Origin of the sequence: Staphylococcus xylosus (assembly GCF_002732165.1) — a bacterium.
In the GTDB taxonomy this organism is placed as follows: domain Bacteria; phylum Bacillota; class Bacilli; order Staphylococcales; family Staphylococcaceae; genus Staphylococcus; species Staphylococcus xylosus.
Genome location: NZ_MRZO01000001.1, coordinates 618,121 through 641,056 on the forward strand (window position 1 = coordinate 618,121; position 22,936 = coordinate 641,056).

At 33.6% G+C, this 22,936-nt stretch carries 18 protein-coding genes and 1 riboswitch; of the genes, 4 read left to right on the forward strand and 14 right to left on the reverse strand.

The genetic code is table 11. From position 1 onward, the window contains the following. Nucleotides 1-53: 53 nt before the first annotated feature. The 9 genes from hslV to ylqF form a co-directional block, all read right to left on the reverse strand. Entirely contained in the window at nt 54-596 is a 543-nt protein-coding gene (gene hslV, locus BTM19_RS02990) for an ATP-dependent protease subunit HslV (protein ID WP_017724288.1), read from the reverse strand. Between the two features lie 3 nt (nt 597-599). After that, nucleotides 600-1,490 carry a tyrosine recombinase XerC gene (gene xerC, locus BTM19_RS02995; protein WP_099265719.1) on the reverse strand — a complete coding sequence of 297 codons (891 nt, stop codon included), beginning with the start codon at nt 1,488-1,490 and terminating at the stop codon, nt 600-602. Between the two features lie 117 nt (nt 1,491-1,607). Continuing rightward, entirely contained in the window at nt 1,608-2,915 is a 1,308-nt protein-coding gene (gene trmFO, locus BTM19_RS03000; RefSeq protein ID WP_029377476.1) for an FADH(2)-oxidizing methylenetetrahydrofolate--tRNA-(uracil(54)-C(5))-methyltransferase TrmFO, read from the reverse strand. Between the two features lie 142 nt (nt 2,916-3,057). Continuing rightward, nucleotides 3,058-5,124 carry a type I DNA topoisomerase gene (topA, locus tag BTM19_RS03005; RefSeq protein ID WP_029377477.1) on the reverse strand — a complete coding sequence of 689 codons (2,067 nt, stop codon included), beginning with the start codon at nt 5,122-5,124 and terminating at the stop codon, nt 3,058-3,060. A 197-nt stretch (nt 5,125-5,321) separates the two neighbouring features. Continuing rightward, nucleotides 5,322-6,200 carry a DNA-processing protein DprA gene (dprA, locus tag BTM19_RS03010; protein WP_029377478.1) on the reverse strand — a complete coding sequence of 293 codons (879 nt, stop codon included), beginning with the start codon at nt 6,198-6,200 and terminating at the stop codon, nt 5,322-5,324. Nucleotides 6,201-6,518: 318 nt separating this feature from the next. Beyond that, on the reverse strand, nt 6,519-7,424 hold the full coding sequence (gene sucD, locus BTM19_RS03015; protein ID WP_029377479.1) for a succinate--CoA ligase subunit alpha: 906 nt from the start codon (nt 7,422-7,424) through the stop codon (nt 6,519-6,521). 21 nt (nt 7,425-7,445) lie between these two features. Beyond that, nucleotides 7,446-8,612 carry an ADP-forming succinate--CoA ligase subunit beta gene (sucC, locus tag BTM19_RS03020; protein WP_017724282.1) on the reverse strand — a complete coding sequence of 389 codons (1,167 nt, stop codon included), beginning with the start codon at nt 8,610-8,612 and terminating at the stop codon, nt 7,446-7,448. Nucleotides 8,613-8,719: 107 nt separating this feature from the next. Then, nucleotides 8,720-9,490: a ribonuclease HII gene (locus tag BTM19_RS03025; protein WP_029377480.1), complete on the reverse strand. Its 771-nt coding sequence runs from the start codon at nt 9,488-9,490 to the stop codon at nt 8,720-8,722. A 6-nt stretch (nt 9,491-9,496) separates the two neighbouring features. Then, on the reverse strand, nt 9,497-10,357 hold the full coding sequence (gene ylqF, locus BTM19_RS03030) for a ribosome biogenesis GTPase YlqF (RefSeq protein WP_058625820.1): 861 nt from the start codon (nt 10,355-10,357) through the stop codon (nt 9,497-9,499). Between the two features lie 372 nt (nt 10,358-10,729). Here ylqF and BTM19_RS03035 point away from each other — a divergent pair, with 372 nt between their 5' ends. Both BTM19_RS03035 and BTM19_RS03040 read left to right on the forward strand, forming a co-directional pair. Further along, entirely contained in the window at nt 10,730-13,309 is a 2,580-nt protein-coding gene (locus tag BTM19_RS03035) for a YfhO family protein (protein ID WP_058625819.1), read from the forward strand. A gap of 41 nt (nt 13,310-13,350) precedes the next feature. Beyond that, nucleotides 13,351-15,996: a YfhO family protein gene (locus tag BTM19_RS03040; protein WP_029377483.1), complete on the forward strand. Its 2,646-nt coding sequence runs from the start codon at nt 13,351-13,353 to the stop codon at nt 15,994-15,996. A gap of 408 nt (nt 15,997-16,404) precedes the next feature. On the opposite strand, the gene rplS is transcribed toward BTM19_RS03040, so the two are convergent. From rplS to rpsP, 4 genes are all read right to left on the reverse strand, one after another. Then, nucleotides 16,405-16,755 (reverse strand): 50S ribosomal protein L19, encoded by a 351-nt coding sequence (rplS, locus tag BTM19_RS03045; protein WP_029377484.1) that lies wholly within the window; start codon nt 16,753-16,755, stop codon nt 16,405-16,407. A gap of 102 nt (nt 16,756-16,857) precedes the next feature. Continuing rightward, a complete protein-coding gene (trmD, locus tag BTM19_RS03050) occupies nt 16,858-17,595 on the reverse strand; it encodes a tRNA (guanosine(37)-N1)-methyltransferase TrmD (RefSeq protein ID WP_038678365.1) in 738 nt (245 codons plus the stop codon). Then, nucleotides 17,595-18,101 (reverse strand): ribosome maturation factor RimM, encoded by a 507-nt coding sequence (gene rimM / locus BTM19_RS03055; protein ID WP_029377487.1) that lies wholly within the window; start codon nt 18,099-18,101, stop codon nt 17,595-17,597. The genes trmD and rimM overlap by 1 nt, the downstream gene beginning before the upstream one ends. A 242-nt stretch (nt 18,102-18,343) precedes the next feature. Beyond that, the gene (gene rpsP / locus BTM19_RS03060) at nt 18,344-18,610 is read right to left on the reverse strand and encodes a 30S ribosomal protein S16 (protein ID WP_029377488.1); all 267 of its coding nucleotides are present in this window, start codon (nt 18,608-18,610) and stop codon (nt 18,344-18,346) included. A gap of 213 nt (nt 18,611-18,823) precedes the next feature. Continuing rightward, a riboswitch (TPP riboswitch) is annotated at nt 18,824-18,922 on the forward strand. A gap of 108 nt (nt 18,923-19,030) precedes the next feature. On the opposite strand from rpsP, the gene BTM19_RS03065 reads away from it, so the two are divergent. Together BTM19_RS03065 and BTM19_RS03070 are read left to right on the forward strand one after the other, a co-directional pair. Further along, nucleotides 19,031-19,783, forward strand: coding sequence for a 3-oxoacyl-ACP reductase (locus tag BTM19_RS03065; RefSeq protein ID WP_099265720.1), 753 nt, complete (start codon nt 19,031-19,033; stop codon nt 19,781-19,783). A gap of 20 nt (nt 19,784-19,803) precedes the next feature. Next, nucleotides 19,804-21,105 (forward strand): LLM class flavin-dependent oxidoreductase, encoded by a 1,302-nt coding sequence (locus tag BTM19_RS03070; RefSeq protein WP_058625816.1) that lies wholly within the window; start codon nt 19,804-19,806, stop codon nt 21,103-21,105. 458 nt (nt 21,106-21,563) lie between these two features. On the opposite strand, the gene ffh is transcribed toward BTM19_RS03070, so the two are convergent. After that, entirely contained in the window at nt 21,564-22,931 is a 1,368-nt protein-coding gene (gene ffh, locus BTM19_RS03075; protein ID WP_029377491.1) for a signal recognition particle protein, read from the reverse strand. Nucleotides 22,932-22,936 lie beyond the last annotated feature (5 nt).

Genomic DNA, 22,936 nt, shown 5'->3' on the forward strand with positions numbered 1-22,936 from the left:
TAAACTATATCCTAATGATAAACATTTATACATTGCAATCATATTTTTATTATTTACAATTCTTCCACGATGATTTGATCATTTGTAAATACACAGATATCTGAAGCAACTTTTAAACTTTCATATGCCATTTCACTCGCTGTTAAATGTGTTGCGTTACTCTTTAGTGCTCTACCTGCACTTAATGCATAGTTGCCGCCAGAGCCTATAGCGATCAAATTATCATCTGGAGCTATAACTTCACCAGTACCACTAACTACAAGTATTGAAGTTTCATCCATAACTATGAGCATAGCTTCTAATTGTCTAAGTTGTTTATCGCCACGCCATTCTTGCGCCAATTCAACCGCAGCTCTTTCTAGATTACCGCTAAATTGTTGTAATTTAGTTTCAAACTTTTCAAATAAGGTGAATGCATCAGCCACACTTCCAGCAAAACCTGCCAAAACTTTATCATTATATAAGCGTCTTACTTTTCTAGCTGTTTGTTTCATAATGACTTGCTCTCCAAGAGTAACTTGACCATCGCCAGCCATTGCTGAGTGACCATTATGTTGTACTGCAAATATAGTTGTTGCATGGATAGATGTACTCATAAACTAATTCTCCTTTTTTGCACGTGGGTGTGCATTTAAATAAACTTTTCTTAACTGCTCATTTGTCACATGTGTATATTGCCCTGTTGTAGACAAATTGACATGCCCCAACAACGATTGTACTGTACGCAAATCAGCGCCTTGATTTAACATATGTGTTGCAAACGTGTGCCTCAATTTGTGAGGATGAATTTCTGTCACGCCTGCAGTACGTTTTACTACATCATTTAATACATAACGTATACCACGTTCTGTAATTGGTTCTCCATTCATGTTGACTAATAAGTATACATGGCCGCTATTTGCTTTGGGTTTAAATTGTGTTAAGTACCGTTCAATACTTTGCTTACAAAATTCGCCAAAAGGTATAAACCGTTCTTTGCCACCCTTCCCCAAAACTTTAACTCCTGGTGAATACATATCTACATCTTGTTCTTTTATATTAATCAATTCAGAAACCCTAATTCCAGTTGCGTAAAGTAATTCTAAGATCACTCTATCTCTCAACCCTTTTTTAGCATCACCTTCAACAGTATCAAATAAGGCTTCCATTTCTTCTTCATAAAAAAAGTGAGGCAAATATTGTTCTTTCTTAGGATGTACTAATTGTATAAATGGATTAACTACTTGTTCATCTTGTGTCATCCAGTATTCGTAAAAACTTCTCAGCGTAGAAATTTTACGAGAAACAGATGTTCTTTTCAAGTTTTTTGAATATAAGTAACTTAAATAATTCCTAGCATCTTTGTATTCGAATGTTGCTAATTTAAGATGTTCCTGTAATAAGAAATCATTAAACTGCTCTAAATCATCGTGATATGATTTCAATGTATGCTCTGAAAAATGTTTCTCCACTTTCAACATATATAAATATGCTTGCTGGATTTTTTCCATTAAAAACCCCTCCATCAATATGAATTGTAGCATATTGAAAGAGGAGTCTGCGAAAAAAAAGTATTAAATTGAGTAAAACTTTCAAAATTTTCGAATTTGTTTGTTAAATACGATATTTTATAGTGTTTTTTTATAGTTATCTAAATAATCTAATGCGCGATTTGCTAACGTTTCATAACGTAACTTTTTGTCTTTAATTCTATTTTCCAAAGTAGGTAAAAGCCCAAAGTTAGCATTCATAGGCTGGAAGTTCTTTTCATTTTTAGCATGTGAAATATAATATGCCATACTTCCGATCATTGTTTCTCTAGGGAAAACGACCTCACCTTTGTTTTGAATTTTATGTGCAACATTTATACCAGCAACAAGCCCACTCGCTGCACTTTCTACATAGCCTTCAACACCTGTCATTTGACCTGCAAAATATAGTTCTTCTCTACCTTTTAGTTCATACGTTTCTGTTAAAACATCAGGAGAATTAATGAAGGTATTACGATGCATCACGCCATATCTTACAATTTCAACATTCTCTAAGCCTGGTATAAGGCGAATGACGTCTTTTTGTGCACCCCATTTTAAATGTGTTTGGAATCCAACAATATTATATAACGTACCTGCTGCATCATCTTGACGCAATTGAACAACAGCATATGGTCTTTTCCCAGTTTTAGGATCTTCAAGTCCTACTGGCTTCATAGGACCAAATAGTAAAGTCTTTCTACCGCGTTCAGCCATAACTTCAAACGGCATACAACCTTCAAAGTATTTTTCTTTTTCAAATTCATTGACTGGAGCAACTTCTGCTTCCATTAAAGCGTCATAAAATGTATTAAACTCTTCTTCAGTCATAGGACAATTTAAATAGGCAGCTTCACCTTTATCATAACGTGATTTTAGATATGCTTTTTCTAAATCTATACTATCTTTTTCAACTATTGGAGCTGCCGCATCATAGAAATATAATTGATCCTTACCAGTGGCTTCAACAATTTCATTTGCCAATTTATCTGTTGTTAAAGGTCCAGTAGCAATAATAGTATAACCTTCTGGTATGCTATTAATTTCTTCATTTAATACAGTTATATTTGGATGTTCTTTTAATGTTTCTGTGACATAACCTGCAAAATCATGGCGATCAACCGCTAAAGCACCTCCAGCTGGTACCCTTGCTTTATCTGCAGCACTGATAATTAATGAATCCAAACGTCTCATTTCTTCTTTAAGTACACCTACTGCATTTGTTAACGCATTTCCTCTTAACGAGTTAGAACATACTAATTCAGCAAACTTATCCGTGTGATGCGCAGGCGTTTGCTTAACCGGCCTCATTTCAATAAGATTGACTTTTACACCTCGTTGCGCTAATTGATATGCAGCTTCTGATCCAGCAAGCCCAGCACCTACAACGTTTACTACTTGGGTCATTTATTTACCTCCTACTTATAAAATAGCAACTTAGACATTCTAACATATTTATAAATATATCATTCAAATTATAAATATTTGTCGTAAGCTGCTACTATCATTCATATATAATTATTTAAAACAATAATCGATATTTCATTATTTATTTCTGCTCTTCTTCTTTGTAATCACAGTTAGAACATACAACTTGGCTCTTACGTCCTTGTTTTTTCTCAACAAGATATTGTTCACATTTCGGACAGTCTCGACCTATTGGTTTATCCCATGTAACGAAATCACATTCTGGATATTTTGAACAACCATAGAACACACGATTTTTCTTCGACTTACGTTCTACTACGTCGCCCTCTTTACATTTTGGACAAGTTACGCCGATTGTTTTAACAATGGCTTTTGTATTGCGGCAATCGGGGAAATTTGAGCACGCCATAAATTTACCATAACGTCCCATTTTAATGACCATTGGCGAACCACATACTTCACAGTCTTCACCAGCTGGTTCATCTTTGATTTCAATTTTTTCCATTTCCTCTTCAGCACGCTCAACATCTTGACTGAAACTACTGTAAAAGTCTCTTATTACCTTTTTCCATGGAATTTCACCATCAGCCACTTTATCAAGTAACGTTTCCATATTTACAGTAAAATCAACATCTATGATTTCTGGGAAGTAATCTTTTACTTGTTCGTGTACAATTTCGCCTAACTCTGTTGGTACAAAACGTTTACTTTCATTTTTTACATAATTTCTTTTTTGTATTGTATCAATAGTTGGTGCATACGTAGAAGGTCTCCCAATCTTTAACTCTTCCATCGTTTTAACTAGACGAGCTTCAGTATAACGTGGTGGTGGCTGAGTGAAATGTTGTGATGGTTCAATATTTGTAGCTGTAACCATTTCACCTTCTTCAATATTAGGTAATTTATTATCTTTACCCTCATCGCTATCATCTTTAGCTTCAACATATAATGTCATAAAACCTTTGAATTTGATCGTTTGGCCATTTGCACGGAATTTTATATCATTTTGCGTTATATCCATGGCAACCGTATCTAATATTGCCGGTGCCATTTGACTAGCTACAAAACGCTCCCAAATTAGTTTATATAATCTATGTTGATCTCTAGTTAAAAATGCTTTCATTTCATTTGGCGTACGTAAAGTACTTGAAGGTCTGACTGCTTCGTGAGCATCTTGAGCTCCTTGACCTTTTGCTTTGCGACCTGATGTATAATTTTGACCATACGTCTCTTCAATATAGTTTTTAGCTTCTGCCTTAGCTTGATCAGATATTCTCGTTGAATCAGTACGCATATAGGTAATTAAACCAACAGTGCCTTGTTTTTTCAAGTCAATACCTTCATATAATTGTTGTGCTAACATCATTGTTTTACGCGCTTTAAAGTTTAACTTACGCGCAGCTTCTTGTTGTAGCGTTGAAGTTGTAAAAGGATTTGCAGGGTAACGTGTTTTTTCTTTCTTCGTTACTTTCGTTACTTCAAATTGATCTCCGTCCAACTGTGTCGTTACTTTTTCAACATCATCTTTGTTTGTTAACTTATATGGTTTGTTTTTTAAATGTAAAAATTTAGCTGTAAATTTAGACTTTTTATATCTAAATTCGCCCTCAATTTTCCAATATTCTTCTGGTTTGAAGTTTCTTATTTCATTTTCTCGATCAATGACAAGTCTCAGTGCCACTGATTGTACACGACCGGCCGATAACCCTTTTTTTACTTTTTTCCAAAGTACTGGTGAAATATTATAACCTACTAAACGATCTAATATACGACGTGCTTGTTGTGCATCAACAAGTTCCATCTCTATACCTCTTGGATGTTTGAAGCTATCTTTCACAGCATCTTTTGTTATTTCATTAAATACTACTCTATTTTCTTTTGAATCTTCTAAATTTAATATATTTGCTAAATGCCAAGCAATAGCTTCACCTTCACGGTCCGGGTCACTCGCTAGGAAAACTTTTTTGGCTTTCTTAGCATGTTTCTTTAATTCTTTAACTACTGGCCCCTTGCCGCGTATTGTAATATATTTGGGTTCATAATCATTTTCTGCATCTACGCCCATTTGACTACGAGGCAAATCTCGAACATGGCCCATCGATGCGATAACTTTGTATTTTTTCCCTAAATATTTTTCAATAGTTTTAGCTTTTGCAGGCGATTCAACTATGACTAAATTTTCTGCCAAAGTAGTTACCCCCTTGCATTTTCTAATTACAAAGATAAATGATAAACGGTGTATTTTGTTTTTGTCAATCTTTTTAATTCTTAATGTGTATTAAATCAACGTATAATTGTGGTTAAAATTCATCATTGTCATTGTTTTTACATATATTTTCTACAAAACTATATTTCTAGCTATTTAACGTGTCATATACCATTGTTTTATAATGACTGACTGTAATCTTCTAAAATATCGTACGCCTTCAACACAATCTTTGCGCCTTCTTGTGCGCTAACTAAATTTCCTTGGGTCATAGGATTATAAATAGATCCAGGTAATACATATACTTCCCTATTTTGATCCAACGCGCAATCTTTCGTTATATTTGTCCCACTTCTCACAGTGGATTCTGTGATAAAAACTCCCCTAGAAAGTCCACTAATAAGTCTATTTCGTTCGGGGAAATGATATTTTCGAGGCCTTTCTGTTGGTACATACTCACTAATCACTATACCTTTAGACTCAATTTGTGTTCGAATAGCATAAGTTTCTTTAGGGTAGTGATGTTTATGGCCAAATCCCAATACAGCAATCGCTCCCATATTATGTTTAAGCGTTTGTGCGTGAGCTATTCTATCAGCACCTTTAGCCAAACCAGACACGATAATTAAATTCTCATTTTTAAAATTAGGGAAAAAAGTTTCTAATGTTCTTCGAGTATAATTAGTAGCTTGTCTCGAACCAATAATAGCAAGTGTTCGCGTAGATTGCATTAAAGAAAGGTCACCTTTATAGAAAAGGATAAATGGCGGATCATGTATTTCACGTAATAATTTAGGATAAGCATCGGATTCAATAGCCACATAACTAATATGCCATTGTTTTAGCAGTTTGAAAATATAGTCACACTCTAAATTTAAAAAATTGTCATAAATGATGCTTTTTCTATTTATTGCTGACTTTGATAAAAAAGCTTTAAGGGTATGTTTTTGCTCTAATTCATGATCATATGCAAATGATGGTGAAAATTCAAATAGTTGGTGCAAATGACGTGTAGTTAAACCTGCAAATCTCAGTTTCAAATACAGCTGTTCTTTCATGTATCGCTCTCCTTTATATGTACATTATAAAGGAATTTCTATTGAACTTATTTTACATTATGAAATCATTTTTTTATGAAATTTAATATAACTTTAAAGAGTAATTTCTGCTATTAAAACGTGTTAGCCTTAATGAATCGAAAGACATTATTGTTCTTAGTAATATGACGTATGCAAAAAATGTTAGATCTCTAACAATAAAATTGAACATAACTTCTAATGATAGAAAATCCCACTATTAATATGGTAGGAACTCAACCTAAAAAAGCACAAACTCCGACATATTATCGGAATTTGTGCGTGTTATAAGACAAACAATTACTTAACAGTTAATAATTGTTCGTATATGCCTGCTTCTTTTGCTGCATCAATCAATGTAGTACCAATTTCAGAAGGTGTATCTGCAGTTTTCACACCACAACTATTAAGTGTTTTAATTTTTTCTGCTGCAGTACCTTTACCACCTGAAATGATAGCGCCAGCATGACCCATACGCTTACCTGGAGGCGCTGTTTGTCCTCCAACGAAACCTACGACAGGTTTAGTCATATTAGCTTTAATCCACTCTGCAGCTTCTTCTTCTGCAGTACCACCGATTTCACCAATCATAACAACTGCTTTAGTTTCTTCATCTTCATTAAATGCTTTTAATACATCAATAAAGTTTGTACCGTTAACTGGGTCTCCGCCAATTCCTACGGCAGTAGTTTGACCAATACCCTCTTCAGTTAATTGATGAACTGCTTCATAAGTTAATGTACCTGAACGTGAAACTACGCCTACATGACCTTTTTTATGGATATAACCTGGCATAATTCCGATTTTACATTCATCAGCAGTGATTACACCTGGACAGTTCGGACCAACAACACGTGTTTTCTTACCTTCTGAGTAACGTTTAACTTTAACCATATCAACTACTGGAATGTGTTCTGTAATACAGATTGCTAAATCTAACTCAGCCTCAATACATTCTAGAATTGCATCTGCAGCGAATGGCGCAGGTACGTAGATTACTGAAACTGTAGCACCTGTTTCTTCTTGTGCTTCTTCAACTGTATTGAATACTGGAACGCCTTCAACAACTTGTCCGCCTTTACCTGGAGTGACCCCAGCAACAATTTGTGTACCATATTCAAGCATTTGTTTTGTATGGAAAAGGGCAGTTGACCCTGTGATACCTTGTACAATTACTTTTGTATTCTTATCAATAAATACGCTCATCTTCGTGCTCCCATCCTTTCCTTATGCTTCTTTAACAAGTTTTACGATTTTTTGTGCGCCTTCAGCCATTGTAGCTGCTGGTTCAATTGCTAATCCAGATTCTTTAAGGATTTCCTTACCTTTTTCAACGTTTGTACCTTCTAAACGTACAACAAGTGGTAGTGTAAGTTCTACTTCTTTAACCGCGGCAACTATACCTTCTGCAATGATGTCACATTTCATAATGCCACCAAAGATATTTACAAAGATACCTTTAACTTGCTCGTCACCTAAAATAATTTTAAATGCTTCAGTAACTTTTTCTTTAGTTGCGCCGCCCCCTACGTCAAGGAAGTTAGCCGGATTTCCGCCGAAGTGATTAATTGTATCCATAGTAGCCATCGCTAAACCAGCACCATTTACCATACAACCGATATCTCCATCTAATGCAATATATGATAAATCATATTTAGATGCTTCGATTTCTTTTGGATCTTCTTCTTCTAAGTCACGTAATTCTTGAATATCTTTATGTTTAAACAATGCATTATCATCAAAGTTAACTTTTGCATCTAAAGCTAATACTTCACCTTCACCTGTAGTTACAAGTGGGTTGATTTCAACGATAGAACAATCTTTTTCGATGAACACATTATATAATGATACTAAAAATTTAGCCGCTTTATTAATCGATTCTTTTGGAATATTAATGTTGAATGCGATTCTTCTAGCTTGATATGGTGCTAACCCAACAACAGGATCAATTGTTTCTTTGAATATTTTTTCAGGTGTTTCAGCAGCTACTTCTTCAATTTCAGTACCGCCTTCCTCTGAAGCCATTAAAGTAACTCTGTCTGTTGCACGATCAATTACAAAACCAACATAATATTCTTTTTGAATATCGCAGCCTTCTTCTATGTAAAGGCGTTTAACTTCCTTACCTTCAGGCCCAGTTTGATGTGTAACAAGCGTCTTACCTAATAATTCATTTGCATAGGTTTCTACTTCGGATAGTGATTTTGCAATTTTCACACCGCCAGCTTTACCTCTACCCCCTGCATGAATCTGTGCTTTTACCACATAAACTTTTGAATCTAGTTCTTTTGCCTTTTCAACTGCTTCCTCAGCAGTATATGCTACGCGTCCTTCTGGGACAGCAACGCCCATAGAACGAAATATTGCTTTACCTTGATACTCGTGGATATTCATTCTCCATCCTCCTGTTTCTTAGGTTAAGTTCATATTCAATTATAAGAAATGAAAGCGCTATTGTAAACTCATTTATTCTAGTTATTTCAATTATTTCATTTTAACTATTAATTTGTGAGCGATTTAATTGGCTCAAACGTTTTCCTGTGTTCAGGTAGAATACCAAACTGTTTAATGCCGTCTAAGTGTTGTTGGGTACCATAACCAGCATTTTTTTCAAAACCGTACCCAGGATATTTCTCAGCTAATTCACGCATATATTTATCTCTATGCTCTTTAGCTAACACGCTTGCAGCCGCAATAGATACACTCCTAGCGTCACCTTTAATTAATGATGTTTGCGGGATATCTATATCTAACGTCATCGCATCGACAAGTAAGTGTGTGGGACGAACTGGTAATGCTGCAATCGCTCTTAACATTGCTACTTTTGTAGCCTCATAAATATTTAATCGATCTATCTCTTCCACTGATGCATACCCGTAAGCATACGCAAAAACATCATTTAGTAAATGTTTTTCTATACTTTGCCTTTGCTTTGCAGATAATTTTTTCGAGTCATTTAATCCCGCAAAATGATGATTCTCATTTAAAATGACTGCACATGTTACAACCGGCCCTGCTAACGGACCACGCCCAACTTCATCGATGCCGCAAATAATCGCATCGCTATCTTGCGCTAACAAAGCGGCTTCAAACTCTGACATTTCTTCATATTTTTTTAACAATAATGCTTCTTTTTCTAATTGTTTACGTCTTTGTGCAATAGCATTTTGCACACCTTTACGTTCATCTTCAACAAATATGTGCGCATTAAGATCTTCTATAGATTGTATTGTTTGTAATATTGTTTTCACTTCTTGAATCGTTTGTTTCATATTAGGCTACACGTCCATTTCATTGATGATATCAAACGTGTACGTGCCAACCTTGGCATTCCTAACTTCGTGAATAATCAAATCAATTACCGCTTCATAATCTATTTCGTTACCTCGACGCAACAACCCACGTCTACGTCCGATTGCATCAAACCACTCGATATTCTCAGCATCTACTGCAACATCAATTTTATAGTGTTGTTTTAAACCTTCGTAGTCATGTACTTTCATGAAATCCAAAGCATAAATAGCTACTTCATCTAAATGGACAATACTATCTTTAATTGCCCCAGTAACACTTAGTTTCTTCCCAACGAGTTGATCTTCGAATTTCGGCCATAAAATCCCAGGCGTATCTAGCAATTGTAGTGAATTCCCTACTTTTATCCACTGTTGCTGTTTGGTTACACCTGGCGTATTGCCTGTTTTAGCTATAGATTTATTAGCTAATTTATTGATTAATGTTGATTTCCCTACATTAGGTATACCGACAATCATCGCTCTAATCGCTCTAGGCTTTAGGCCCTTTTGCTTCTCTCTTTCGAATTTTTCTTTGGTAGCTTTAATGGCCATCTGTTCTACTTGCTTCAGTCCTTTGCCATGTTTTGCGTCAATTGACACAGGGTAATAACCTTTATCTCTAAAAAATGATTCCCACTTTTCTAATTCTTTTAAATTTGCCATATCTTTCTTATTTAAAATGACTACGCGTGGTTTTTGTTGTATCACTTCATCAATCATAGGATTTCTAGAACTGTACGGAATTCTAGCATCAACTAATTCAAATACGACATCTACTTTTTTTAATTGTTCTGATACTTCTCTTTTTGCTTTAGCCATGTGGCCTGGATACCATTGTATTACCATATCTATATCACCTTTCTATTTTTGCGATTTTCAGATTTTTTATTAAATTAAATATATAATTATAGTTGCACGTTGCTTTGACTTTAAAATCATAACACGCTACATAGTGCTTGATAAACAAAATAACGTCATAGCTTATTTACCATCTTCAATTTTACACTATTCTTTAATATATAAATATAGATGATTTAAAGTTGCGCTTTAGATATCTGTATATAGGTTAATGTTTTATTTATATCTTGTTTTTTGAGAAAATTAAGATATATATATTAAAAAGATTAATTTCACATAAAATATATAGTCTTTTTAAACTAAATTCGCAAAAACTCGTTACAATAGAATTATATTTAATACATATATAGGAGATTACCTATGAAACCTAAATTATTGTACGTCTGTTTGTTTATTATATTAGCAATTATTGGACATAGTTATGTTATTTATAGATACGTTTATGATGGTGTATTGTTTACTGGTCCTAATGATGGGATAGAACAGATGGTGCCAATTCAAATGTACTTATTTGATAATTGGAGTAAGGGGAATTGGTTTTACGCCTCTGACTTCGGTTTAGGGGGAGATTTTTTCACTGATTTAAGCTACTATTTCTCCACCAACATTATTTTTATATTAAATGTAGCGGTCATTGTACTACTTAAAATTTTCATTCCTTTAAACACTTCAGATGTTTTATTTTGGACAACAAATGCCCTGATTGTGTCAATCGTTAAATCTGCTATTGCTATGCTAGGAACCTTTATATTTGTGCGTAAAATTTCATTTAATCGCAATATCGCTATACTTGCTGCGTTTATTTTTGTTATATCACCGCTTTACTTTAGGTTCACTGTATACTGGCCATTTTTTAGCGATATATTTATATGGCTTCCACTATTGTTATGGTCCATAGAACGTTTCCTCAAAAACGGGAAAATAGGTTGGTTTATATTAATTGTTACTATTTCACTAATTAATAATTTTTATTTTGCATATTATCAGTTATTAACTGGTGTTTTATACTTATCAATTCGACTCTTATTCAGACATAAAAATGATTTAGTCCCTAAATTCAAAGCATTTTTGTCGTTGACTTTAGCATCTTTCGTTGCCTTAGGCTGTAGTTTGTTTATTTTTTTCCACGCCGTCCAAGGTTTCTTTAACAATAGACGTATACCTTTTGATAGCAAAGTTGATTTGTTTGAACCTTTTAATCAGAATACAAATGTTTTTTACGATAACTATTTAATTGTTTTATCTTTTATTGTTTTACAAGCGTTATTATCGTTTAAATTATATAAGCATTATTATTTTAAATTATTTGCATTATTTACCATTGTATCTATTGGCGCAAGTTTCATTCCATTTATCGACCAAGTATTTAATGGATTTTCTGCGCCCCAAAAGAGATGGCATTTTCTTATTGCATTAAATGCTGCAGTTTTAGTTAGTCTCTACATCAAATATTTTCGAACACTATCACTAAAAAATTATATCTTGTCATCTATAGTTGCATTAAGTTATCTATTTATCAGTGCTTGGTACTATAATGACTTTGTTTCGTGGTTGTGGTTTACACCTATCGTAAGCGTAATTGGCTTTCTGATCCTTTTAGTCAATGATGCAAAATCACGTGTTAAATTAACATATTTATTTATTATTTCTATTATGATTCTAAATTCATTAATTTCATTTGTCTTCATCCGTAATCAAATTTACTTTGAAGACCATGTTGAACGAGCTAATAAAAATTATATTAATGCCAGTCTTTTTAATACTCCTCTTCAACGACAATTAGTATCACAAATGACCCATCATAAATCTGAGGATGAACGTATTGATTGGCGTGTTAATGAACAAGATAATACACCTATGTATCAACATTTCAAAGGCGTGAGTATTTATTCAAGTATTTTTAACCATAACATTTTAGATTACTACTATGATGAGTTGAAGATTAATATGCAAGAGGAATCAGTCAGTAGGTATCAATCTACCAATGCACGTCAGAATATTAACAGCTTATTTTCAATCAAATATTTAATGCTTAAAGATTATCAAAATAACGTGCCAACATTTTTCAAGAAAGTAAAAACCGAAGGACAGTATCAAATTTATGAAAATACATTGAACCTTCCGTCCGTTCGTGTAACTAATCAAGTTTATGATTCAAACTCTATTAATACAGCTATCGATAGAGAACATGCCATGATTGATGGCGTTGTAGTTAATGGTGAAGGAAAAGAATATACGGACACTTCAAAAAATTTATTAAACCAGACTCAAATATCTTATAACAATATAAATAAGATGAATGGGCATCGTATACATCTTAATAACGATGATAGTCAAATTCAGTTGCACATCCCAGATCACCTGAGACAACGTTTTAATGATTTTTATTTAACTTTAAAAGTCAAACGCGGTTACCCAGATAGTAATTTCACTGTAAATATAAATGACTATGCAAATCATCGATTATTTAATAATTCTACGTATCGAACAGGCGTAGATACTCAACTTTATAAAACACAACCAGATGAACAGGGCAACATAAATATTAATCTCAGTCCATCTGGAAATTATCAACTAGATATCAAAAGTTTACATGGGGAAAATTACCATAAATTACAATCTGCCCATGGCTCAAAAACCAATATAGGTAACTATCAAGATATTAAAAACGGTGTCAAAGTTGACTTAGCTTCACATCAAAAAGGAATTACTTCTATTAACATTCCATATCGTGACGGTATGACAGCTTATATTGATGGTAAAAAAACAGCGCCATTTAAAGTAAACTATATGATGACAGGCGTTTCTGTAAATAAAGATACGAAGCAAATAATTATCAAATATCGCCCTAAATATTGGTATACCATGATAATTATTTCCGCTATATTTGTATTAACTACAATTACCTGGTTAATTCGTAAAAAATTAAAAAACAAATAAATTACTATATAAAAGGAGTTTGTCAGAGATGAGGTATGACCATGTTTCGTAAGCTTTGGTCCAATAAAACAACAAGATTACTATGTATTATTTCGATGGGTGTTTTCGTTGCACTTCTTACATTCACACCTTATATTTATCGTTACCTAACCCAAGGCGTTGTTTTTAGTGGTTCTGGTGACGGTTATAGACAAATGATGCCTTTTCAAATGTACTTATATGAACATTTTAGCCAGTTCAAAAGCGCATACGATCATTCATTTGGACTTGGGGGCGATTTTGTACAAGATTTATCTTATTACTATTCAACCTCCCCCTTTACATATATTAATTTTATATTTGTATGGTTGTCGGAAGTAATATTTAATAGTAACCCAAGTCAAATTACTTTTTGGGCCAGTAATCAGTTAATCGTTGCCTTTATTAAAGGCGTAGCAACTTTTGTTATAACTTTTTATTACTTTAAATATTTAAAGTTTAAAAGTTATTCAATATTTTTAGCTGCATTGCTCTACGGAGCTTCTACAACAGTTATATACTTTAATTTTACGTGGTCTTACTACGGCGATTTGCTAATTTTTCTGCCATTATCATTATTAGGCATTGAACGTTTTTATAAAGAAAAAAAATTTGGTCTTTTTATTTTCGCAATAGCTTTAACACTTTTTTCAAATTTTTATTTTAGTTATTATGAAGCGATTGTGATATTAGCTTATGTAATTTATCGTTTTATATTCCCACATCCAACAGATATAGTTTCTCGCAAGCAGCAATTGTGGATGATTCCTATTGCAGTTATATTGAGCACATTAATTGGTATTTGGGGATTCTATACTGGAGTATCTTCATTTCTTAATAACGACAGAGTAAGTAATCCACATTTTAGTATAGAAATATTTACAGACTTTGCACGTCAGAAAAACTTTTTTAGCAATGGATTTTACATTACAGTATCGATGATCACTATCATTGCTTTATTTTCTTTCAAACTTTACAAACACTATTACTTTAGATTTTTTGCAATTGCAACATGGGTTATGTTAATTGGTTCATTAACACCTTATTTCGATAGTATGTTTAATGGTTTTTCAACTCCTGAACGGAGATGGATTTATATTTTCGCATTAACAACATCAGGATTGATTGCTTTATTTATTCAACATCTTTCTGAGTTAAATCTAAAATCTTATATCGTCTCCTGTTTACCAGTTTTTATAATTATGGGCACTATGTCATTTGTTGTGACTGATCAAAAAATTTCATGGATGGGCATATGTTTAATACTAATACTTTTCATAGCAGTTACATTGCTTAAAAAAGATCTATTGCAACAACGATGGGTTATATTTACCATCTTATGCTTGTTTATTGTGCAGCAAGCATTTATATTATCTAACAATCATTTTAATAACGTTAAAAACTACGAATCAACAATTTCAGCTATGCACGATGCTAAATATAAAAGTCCTGCGTTAACTAAAAAAATAAATATGATTAATCGGCAACATAATGACGATCCATTAAATCGAATTGATTATATGTCGCAATACGGTTTGAATTCGCCGATGCTATATCATTTTAATGGCACAGCGTTATATTCAAGTATATTCGATGGTGATATCTTAAAATATTACGATAAAACTTTACAAATCAACATGCACACTGATAAAAATAGTACGTATCGTTTATTATCTAATCGCGCTAATCTAATGGCTTTATGGAATGTACAAGATCGTATACGCCGTCCAAATGATTTAAATATCCCTTACGGTTTTAAACACGAAAGCACTGTTGAACATTCTAAAGAAGAATCATTTTTACATTCTACAAATCAAGTAGCATACCCGAGCGCACACATCACGGATAAAGTTTTCGATTCCAAAGACCTTAAATCACCATTAGACAGAGAGCAAGCCATGTTACAAGGCGTTGTATTAAATGATAGTAGCGTTTCATCCAATCAAACATTCACAGCCAATAAAAATTTATTAGCAGATGCGACATCAACATTTAGCAGCGCTCATAGAGATAAAGATAATCATTTAATCGTTTCTAAAGACAATGGAGGCATAAGTTATCATTTACCTAAATCTATTACCGACAAATACGAAGATATGTATGTCGAAATGGATGTAGAGTTGCTCTCACCTAACAAAGCACATGATGTTAGCGTTAACGAATATAGCCAACAACGCAATGAATTAAGCTACAAATATAGACGCTTTGTTACACCAGTAACCATGCGTGTTAAAGCAAATAAAGATTTAAATATTCAACTATCTAAAGGTGAGTATCGATTTAATATCAAAGGAATTTATGGTGAAGATTATCAAACGTTACGTAACGCTACAAAATCTTTAAATCCAGTCAAAGTTTCTCAACAACGTACTGGCTATACAGTAACTAAGCACAAAGAAGATGAAGGATACATTGTACTTCCTATGGCTTATCGTAATGGTATGAAAGCTTTTTCGGGCAAACAAGAATTGCCTGTCAAACAAGGTAACGGTATTATGACGGTGATTCTTACTGAGAAAGGTCAAGAAACAATCACCTTAAAATATACACCACCGCACACCATACTATTAATCACGCTGTCTCTTTTTGGCGTAATTTCCAGCATTGTCTTCTTATGGTGGTTAAGAAATAAATCTAAAAATAATATACGCGGTAGAAAATATCATTAAAAGTGCCAATACAAAATAAATTTCTTTATTTTGTATTGGCACATCGATATTAAAACATTACTCATTTAGCTAGTATACAAAACGCTACTTTTTAGTAACTATAAGAATATTTACTATCTATATACAGCTTGTGTAGGTCCAAATGGATATTTAGAGATCGTAGTCTCTATTTAAGCTCTATTAATCTCAGTAAAAGTTTCAAGATTTTTATATGTTATACATTGAAATAACTAACCATAATTAAAAATATATTCTGTTTATACTTACATCTTATCCCACAAATGTTAACTAGTACTCTTTGAATAACGAATTACATCTTGTATATTTATGTTCTTCTTTCTCATTGTCAGTAAACAAAAAAAGCGATCCTCATAAAGAGGACCGCTTTTTTTATGCTTATTATGCTGATTAACGAATTTCTTTAATTCTAGCAGCTTTACCACGTAATTCACGTAGGTAGTATAATTTAGCACGACGAACTTTACCACGACGTGGAACTTCAATTTTTTCGATTTTTGGTGTGTGTAATGGGAATGTACGTTCCACACCTACACCTGAAGAAATCTTACGTACAGTGAAAGTTTCTGAAATACCTCCACCACGGCGTTTGATTACTACACCTTCGAATACTTGGATACGTTCACGTGTACCTTCAACAATACGTACGTGCACTCTTAAAGTGTCACCTGGACGGAATGAAGGTAAGTCTGTGCGTAATTGCGATTGAGTTACTGCTTCGATTAATTTGTGATTGCTCATTATTTTTCTCTCCTTCAACCTATGTTCTTGCCTTGACAAAATATAGCAGCGGATCATAGTGATTTTTCGTGTGTCGCACACTTAAAATATGTTAGCACATAGTCAGTCTTTTTTCAAATGCTTTTTATATCTTTCTATAATCTCTTTGTCTGCTTGTGACATTGTATCGTAATTCAAAAGATCTGGTCTCTTCGTCCAAGTTCTGATAATTTTCTGCTCATGACGCCACTTTTCAATATTTGCATGATTACCTGACAACAATACATCTGGAACACCCATCCCTTTATATTCACGCGGTCTTGTATATTGAGGGAATTCTAGCAAACCATCTTGAAACGAATCATCTTCGTGTGATTGTTGATTACCTAATACACCAGGAATTAGTCTAACAATTGCATCAGTCATTACCATTGCTGGCAGTTCTCCACCAGTTAATACATAATCCCCCATAGAAATCTCATCCGTTACTAAATGTTCACGAATTCTCTCATCATAACCTTCATAATGACCACAAATAAAAACGATATGCTCTGCTTGACTAAGTTCGTTAGCAATAGCTTGAGTAAATGGACGTCCTTGAGGACACATTAGTATAACTCTTGTATCAGCTGTCTTGTCGATACTATCCATCGCATTAAAAATGGGTTCAGGCTTTAATACCATCCCTTGTCCACCACCAAATGGGTAATCATCTACTTGGTTATGTTTATTTTCTGCAAAATGTCTAAAATCTACAGTATTGACTTGTAACACATCTTTTTCTTGAGCACGCTTCAGTATAGAATGATTTAACACGCCATTAAACATGTCTGGAAATAGAGTTAAATAATCAATCTTCATTAATCTAACAATCCTTCCATTGGGGAGATTTGAATACGTCTACCTTCGACATCAATTTCTTTAACTACGTCTGCAATATAAGGTATTAAATATTCTTTATCTCCTTTAACAACCCAAACATCATTGGCTCCTGTTTCAAAAATTTCTATAACACGACCAATTGGACTATCTTCTTCATCAAAGACCGTACAACCAATAATATCTGAATAATAATATTCATGTTCTCCTAATTCAATTTCCTCATGGTCACGTTCTTGAACTAACGTTTCTCCTTTTAGATGCTCAATATCGTTAATATTATTAATTCCTTCAAATGTTAACATATGCAGTCCTTTATGCATTCTGTACGAGGCAATCGTAAATGTTAATGATTCTTTGTCTTTACGCTCTATCTCAACGGTTTCCCCTGGCTGAAAACGTATATCAGTAAAATCCGAATTAGATTTCACCTTAATTTCTCCTTTAATCCCATGTGTATTTACAATCTTCCCTACTTCAACTTTCATATATGTTCCTCCATAATAATTTGGCTATTTCATTCATATTTGTTTATGTATATTCGCTATTTTATTAGCCTATTATAACACGTAAGTTCAATCACTGTGTCTCATTACATATAAAAAATAAAGCTTCTATAATATGACTTCATTTTTTATTTTTGTTCAACTATATTTGATATTTTTCAATAAAAAAAGAGCACCTCTGGAGGTACTCTTAGAAATATACACAATGTATATTAGGTTAAAAATTATTTTTGGTCATCAAATTTTTTCAAGATACCTTCTCTTGATAAAATGTTATGAACTGTATCAGTTGGTTTCGCACCATCTTTTAACCATTTAAGTGCTAATTCTTCGTCGATTTTAACTTCAGGTGCATTTACATTGTTAGGGTTGTAAGTACCGATTTGTTCGATATTACGACCGTCACGTGGTGCACGAGCATCAGCTGCTACGATACGATAGAATGGATTTCTTTTTGAACCTAAACGTGTTAAACGTAATTTAACTGCCATTTATATTCGCTCCTTTAATTTTCATAGTTTTTATTTTCTACAAGAAATAATAATAACAGTAATCCCCAACTTTGTAAAGAGTTTCTTCTTTACCAATTTCAATATTCTACAAATTTCTTTTCTCCAACTCAAAATGATATCGTATAAAATTTTAAATTATCCTAAACTTGACATTATTCACTAAAAAATATACATTGAAATTAAATTAAATAACGAATGCACTAGGGGTGTTTCTAACTGAGATGAGTCTGACTCAAACCCTTTGAACCTGATCTAGTTTGAACTAGCGGAGGAAAGTGTGAAGTCTAGCATATTTCAAAAACTTTTTGAATCACTACATATATGTTGATATTTCTAATACACAACTTTCTTTCTGAAGGGTTGTGTATTTTTTTTATGGAAAATTAAGGAGTGTATATAATGAACAAAAACGTAATAGTAACTGGCAGTAGTCGTGGATTAGGTGCAACCATAGTAAAAACACTAGCTCAGCATGGCCATAACGTTGTTATAAACTATCATAAAAGTGAAGCCGCTGCACAAAAACTTGTTGATGAAATAGGAACTCGACAAGCAATTGCTTTACAAGCAGATGTGACACAACGAAATGAAATTGACAGGTTAGTTGATGAAGCTACACAATATTTTGGCCAGATAGATGTTGTAATTAATAATGCACTAGTTGGATTTAAATTTGATCCTGTTCAACAAAAAGCATTTGCCGATTTGTCATGGGAAGATTATCAGCAACAAATTGATGGTACATTAAAATCAGCTTTCAATATATGTCAAAGCGTTATACCTCAATTCATCCAAAGACAAAAAGGTAACATCATCTCAATTGGTACTAATCTATTTCAAAATCCTGTCGTCCCTTATCATGAATATACAACAGCTAAAGCTGGATTGATCGGATTTTCACGTAATTTAGCTGCAGAATTAGGACAATATGGTATCACATCAAACATAGTATCTGGTGGTTTGTTAAAAACAACGGATGCAAGTGCAACTACAACAACTGAGGTCTTTGATTTAATTGCTCAAACAACACCACTCAAAAAAGTTATCGTACCACAAGATGTAGCTAATATGGTTGCATATCTCGTATCGGATCAATCTGATGGCATCACAGGGCAGAATTTTACAGTCGACGGCGGCTTAACAATGAATTAATAAGGAGGACTGAGTTATTTATGACACAAACAAAACATCTAAACATCGGTGTACTCATCTATGGATGTGGTCATCATCAAGCTGCATGGCGCATGCCTAATTCAAGCGTTGAACGTATTGGTGATATTACATATTATCAATCGTTAGCAATAATTGCAGAACAAGGGTTATTTGATGCTGTATTTTTCGCTGACAATCAATCGTTTCCTGCCACATCTAAAAGTGATATGCCAGCATTTTGGTTCGATCCTTTAGTTAATTTAACAGCATTATCGCAATTTACTCAACACGTTGGACTAGTTGCTACAATATCTAGTACATTTTCTAACCCTTTTACAGCCGCTAGACAACTACTGAGCATCGATCACATTAGTCAAGGTCGCGCTGGTTGGAATTTGGTAACTTCGATGACAGATTTAGAAGCTGCAAACCATGGTATGGATCATTTACCTGAACATGAAGAACGCTACAAAAAAGCAGATGAATTCGCTCAAGTGATGAATCAATTACTTGAATCTTGGAGTGTTGATGACTTTTTACATAATAAAGAAGAAAATAGTTTAATTAATAATTCTGCAATCGCCCCTATCAATCACCAAGGTGCACATTTCAATGTTCAAGGACCACTAACAACACCAAGTAGCCCTCAAGGAAAACCAATTGCAATGCAAGCCGGTGCATCGGATCCTGGTATCGAATTGGCAACTAAATACGCAGACGCAGTCTATGCTGTCGCTTGGAATTTTGATCAAGCAAACAATTTTAAAAAGAAATTAAATCAAAAATTAAAACAACAGGGAAAGCCAGAAAATACTTTGAAAGTATTCCCTGGTTTAGTAACATATGTTGGACGATCATATGAAGAAGCATATGCAAAAAAACAACAACTTGATGAATCTTTAGAAGTTGATACAGCTTTAAATCAACTAGAGTTTTTTATTCGCCAAGATTGTCATAATTGGGATTTAGATGAACTTGTTCCATCATTACCACCCGCAGAATCTTTTAATGGTCCTAAAGGACGCTATCAAACTGTGTTAGAAATTATCAAAGATAAAAATCCAACATTACGAGAATTACTAGGCTATTTAAGCGCAGGTGGTGGACATTTAACACTTATCGGTACACCAGAGGACATCGTGGATGAAATGGAACGCTGGTTCGATGAGGGGGTTGCAGATGGTTTTAACTTAATGCCTCCAGTGTTCCCAAATAGTTTACAAGATTTCGTCGATGATATCGTACCTGAATTACAAAAGCGTGGTTTATACCGAACTGAATACGAAGGCAAAACATTTAGGGAAAACATAGGTATTCATTAATAATTTATTTTTATTGGAGTATTCTTTTCAAAACGTTTGTTATAAGCAAAATCGCCGAAATATAAGTGGTTTCATATCATCGACAAATCCTTCAACTTTGTAAGCAGCTTTTTGTGCACGCTTACCACAGACACTGCCTTAGCCTGTATTCTCCCCTTAAGAGTCATGCCAAATCACTACTAAAATAATAGTATAAAGATGATAGTACATATAAATTAAACAGTGGTTATGTGAGATTGTTTTGAATAAATCAATTGATAATAGAACCAACTTTAATCTGAAAGACCGTTCCTATTATGAAAAAATAGCTATAAGAATATAAACAAACTTTAGTTGATAGTTCTGCTAAAGTTTGTCTACGCTCTAAAACCAATACAAAAAAAGTAGTAATCCACGCTTTCGATGTGGATTACTACTTTTTGAATTATTGTTAGATTAAACTTTTTAAGAAACATACTTTAAAATGGTAAATTCATACCATTCATCATATTTTCCATTTGCTTACGCTTACCTTTTTTGCCTTTTCCGCCACCAGAAAATTGTTTCATCATTTTCTTCATGTCGTTAAATTGTTTCATTAGTCTATTTATTTCTTGAACTGAACGGCCAGAACCTTTAGCGATACGTTTTTTACGAGATACATTTAACTTCTCTGGTTCATTACGTTCGCTTGGTGTCATAGACTGAATAATCGCCTTAATATGATCGATTTGTTTTTCGTTCATATTCAATTTATCCATGCCTTTCATCTTGTTCATACCTGGTATCATTTTCATAATATCATCAAGCGGTCCTAGATTTTTAACTTGGTCTAATTGTTCTAAGAAATCTTCTAATGTAAACGATGAAGTACGCATTTTTTTCTCTAAATCTTTCGCTTTATCTTCATCAACATCTTGTTGCGCTTTTTCAATTAAACTTAATACATCTCCCATACCAAGGATACGTGATGCCATACGTTCAGGATGGAATGGTTCTAGACCATCGAGTTTTTCACTCATACCTACAAATTTAATTGGTTTTTGAGTTACGGATCTAATGGATAATGCAGCACCACCACGGGTATCTCCATCTAGTTTCGTCAGTGTTACGCCTGAAACGTCAAGCTGTTCATCGAATGATTGTGCTACATTAACAGCGTCTTGACCTGTCATCGCATCAACAACAAGCATGATCTCATCTGGTTTTGTAATTTCTTTAACGTCTGTCAATTCTTCCATTAAGGCCTCATCGACATGTAAGCGGCCTGCTGTATCAATAATTACAAAATCTAAATGTTCATCTTTAGCATGATTAATAGCATTTTCAACTATTTGTTGTGGCTTTACTTGATCACCTTCACTGTATACTGGTATATCAATTTGTTTACCTACAGTTTGTAATTGATCAATTGCGGCTGGACGGTATATATCTGCTGCAACAAGCAGCGGTTTTTTATTATACTTTTTACGCATTAGCAACGCTAATTTACCTGCAGTTGTTGTTTTACCTGCACCTTGTAAACCAACCATCATTACTACTGTTGGTGGTTTATTAGCCATTGTAATGGTTGAATTTTCCCCACCCATTAATTGAGTCAGTTCTTCTTGCACTATTTTAATTACTTGTTGTCCAGGTGTTAATGATTTCATTACATCTGAACCTAGTGCTCTATCTGATACAGTTTTGATAAAATCTTTAACGACTTTAAAGTTAACGTCTGCTTCTAATAATGCTAATCTAACTTCGCGCATCATTAATTTAATATCAGCTTCTGTGACTTTACCTTTACCACGGATTTTTTGCATCGTTCCTTGCAAACGATCGGACAATCCTTCAAATGCCATATCAA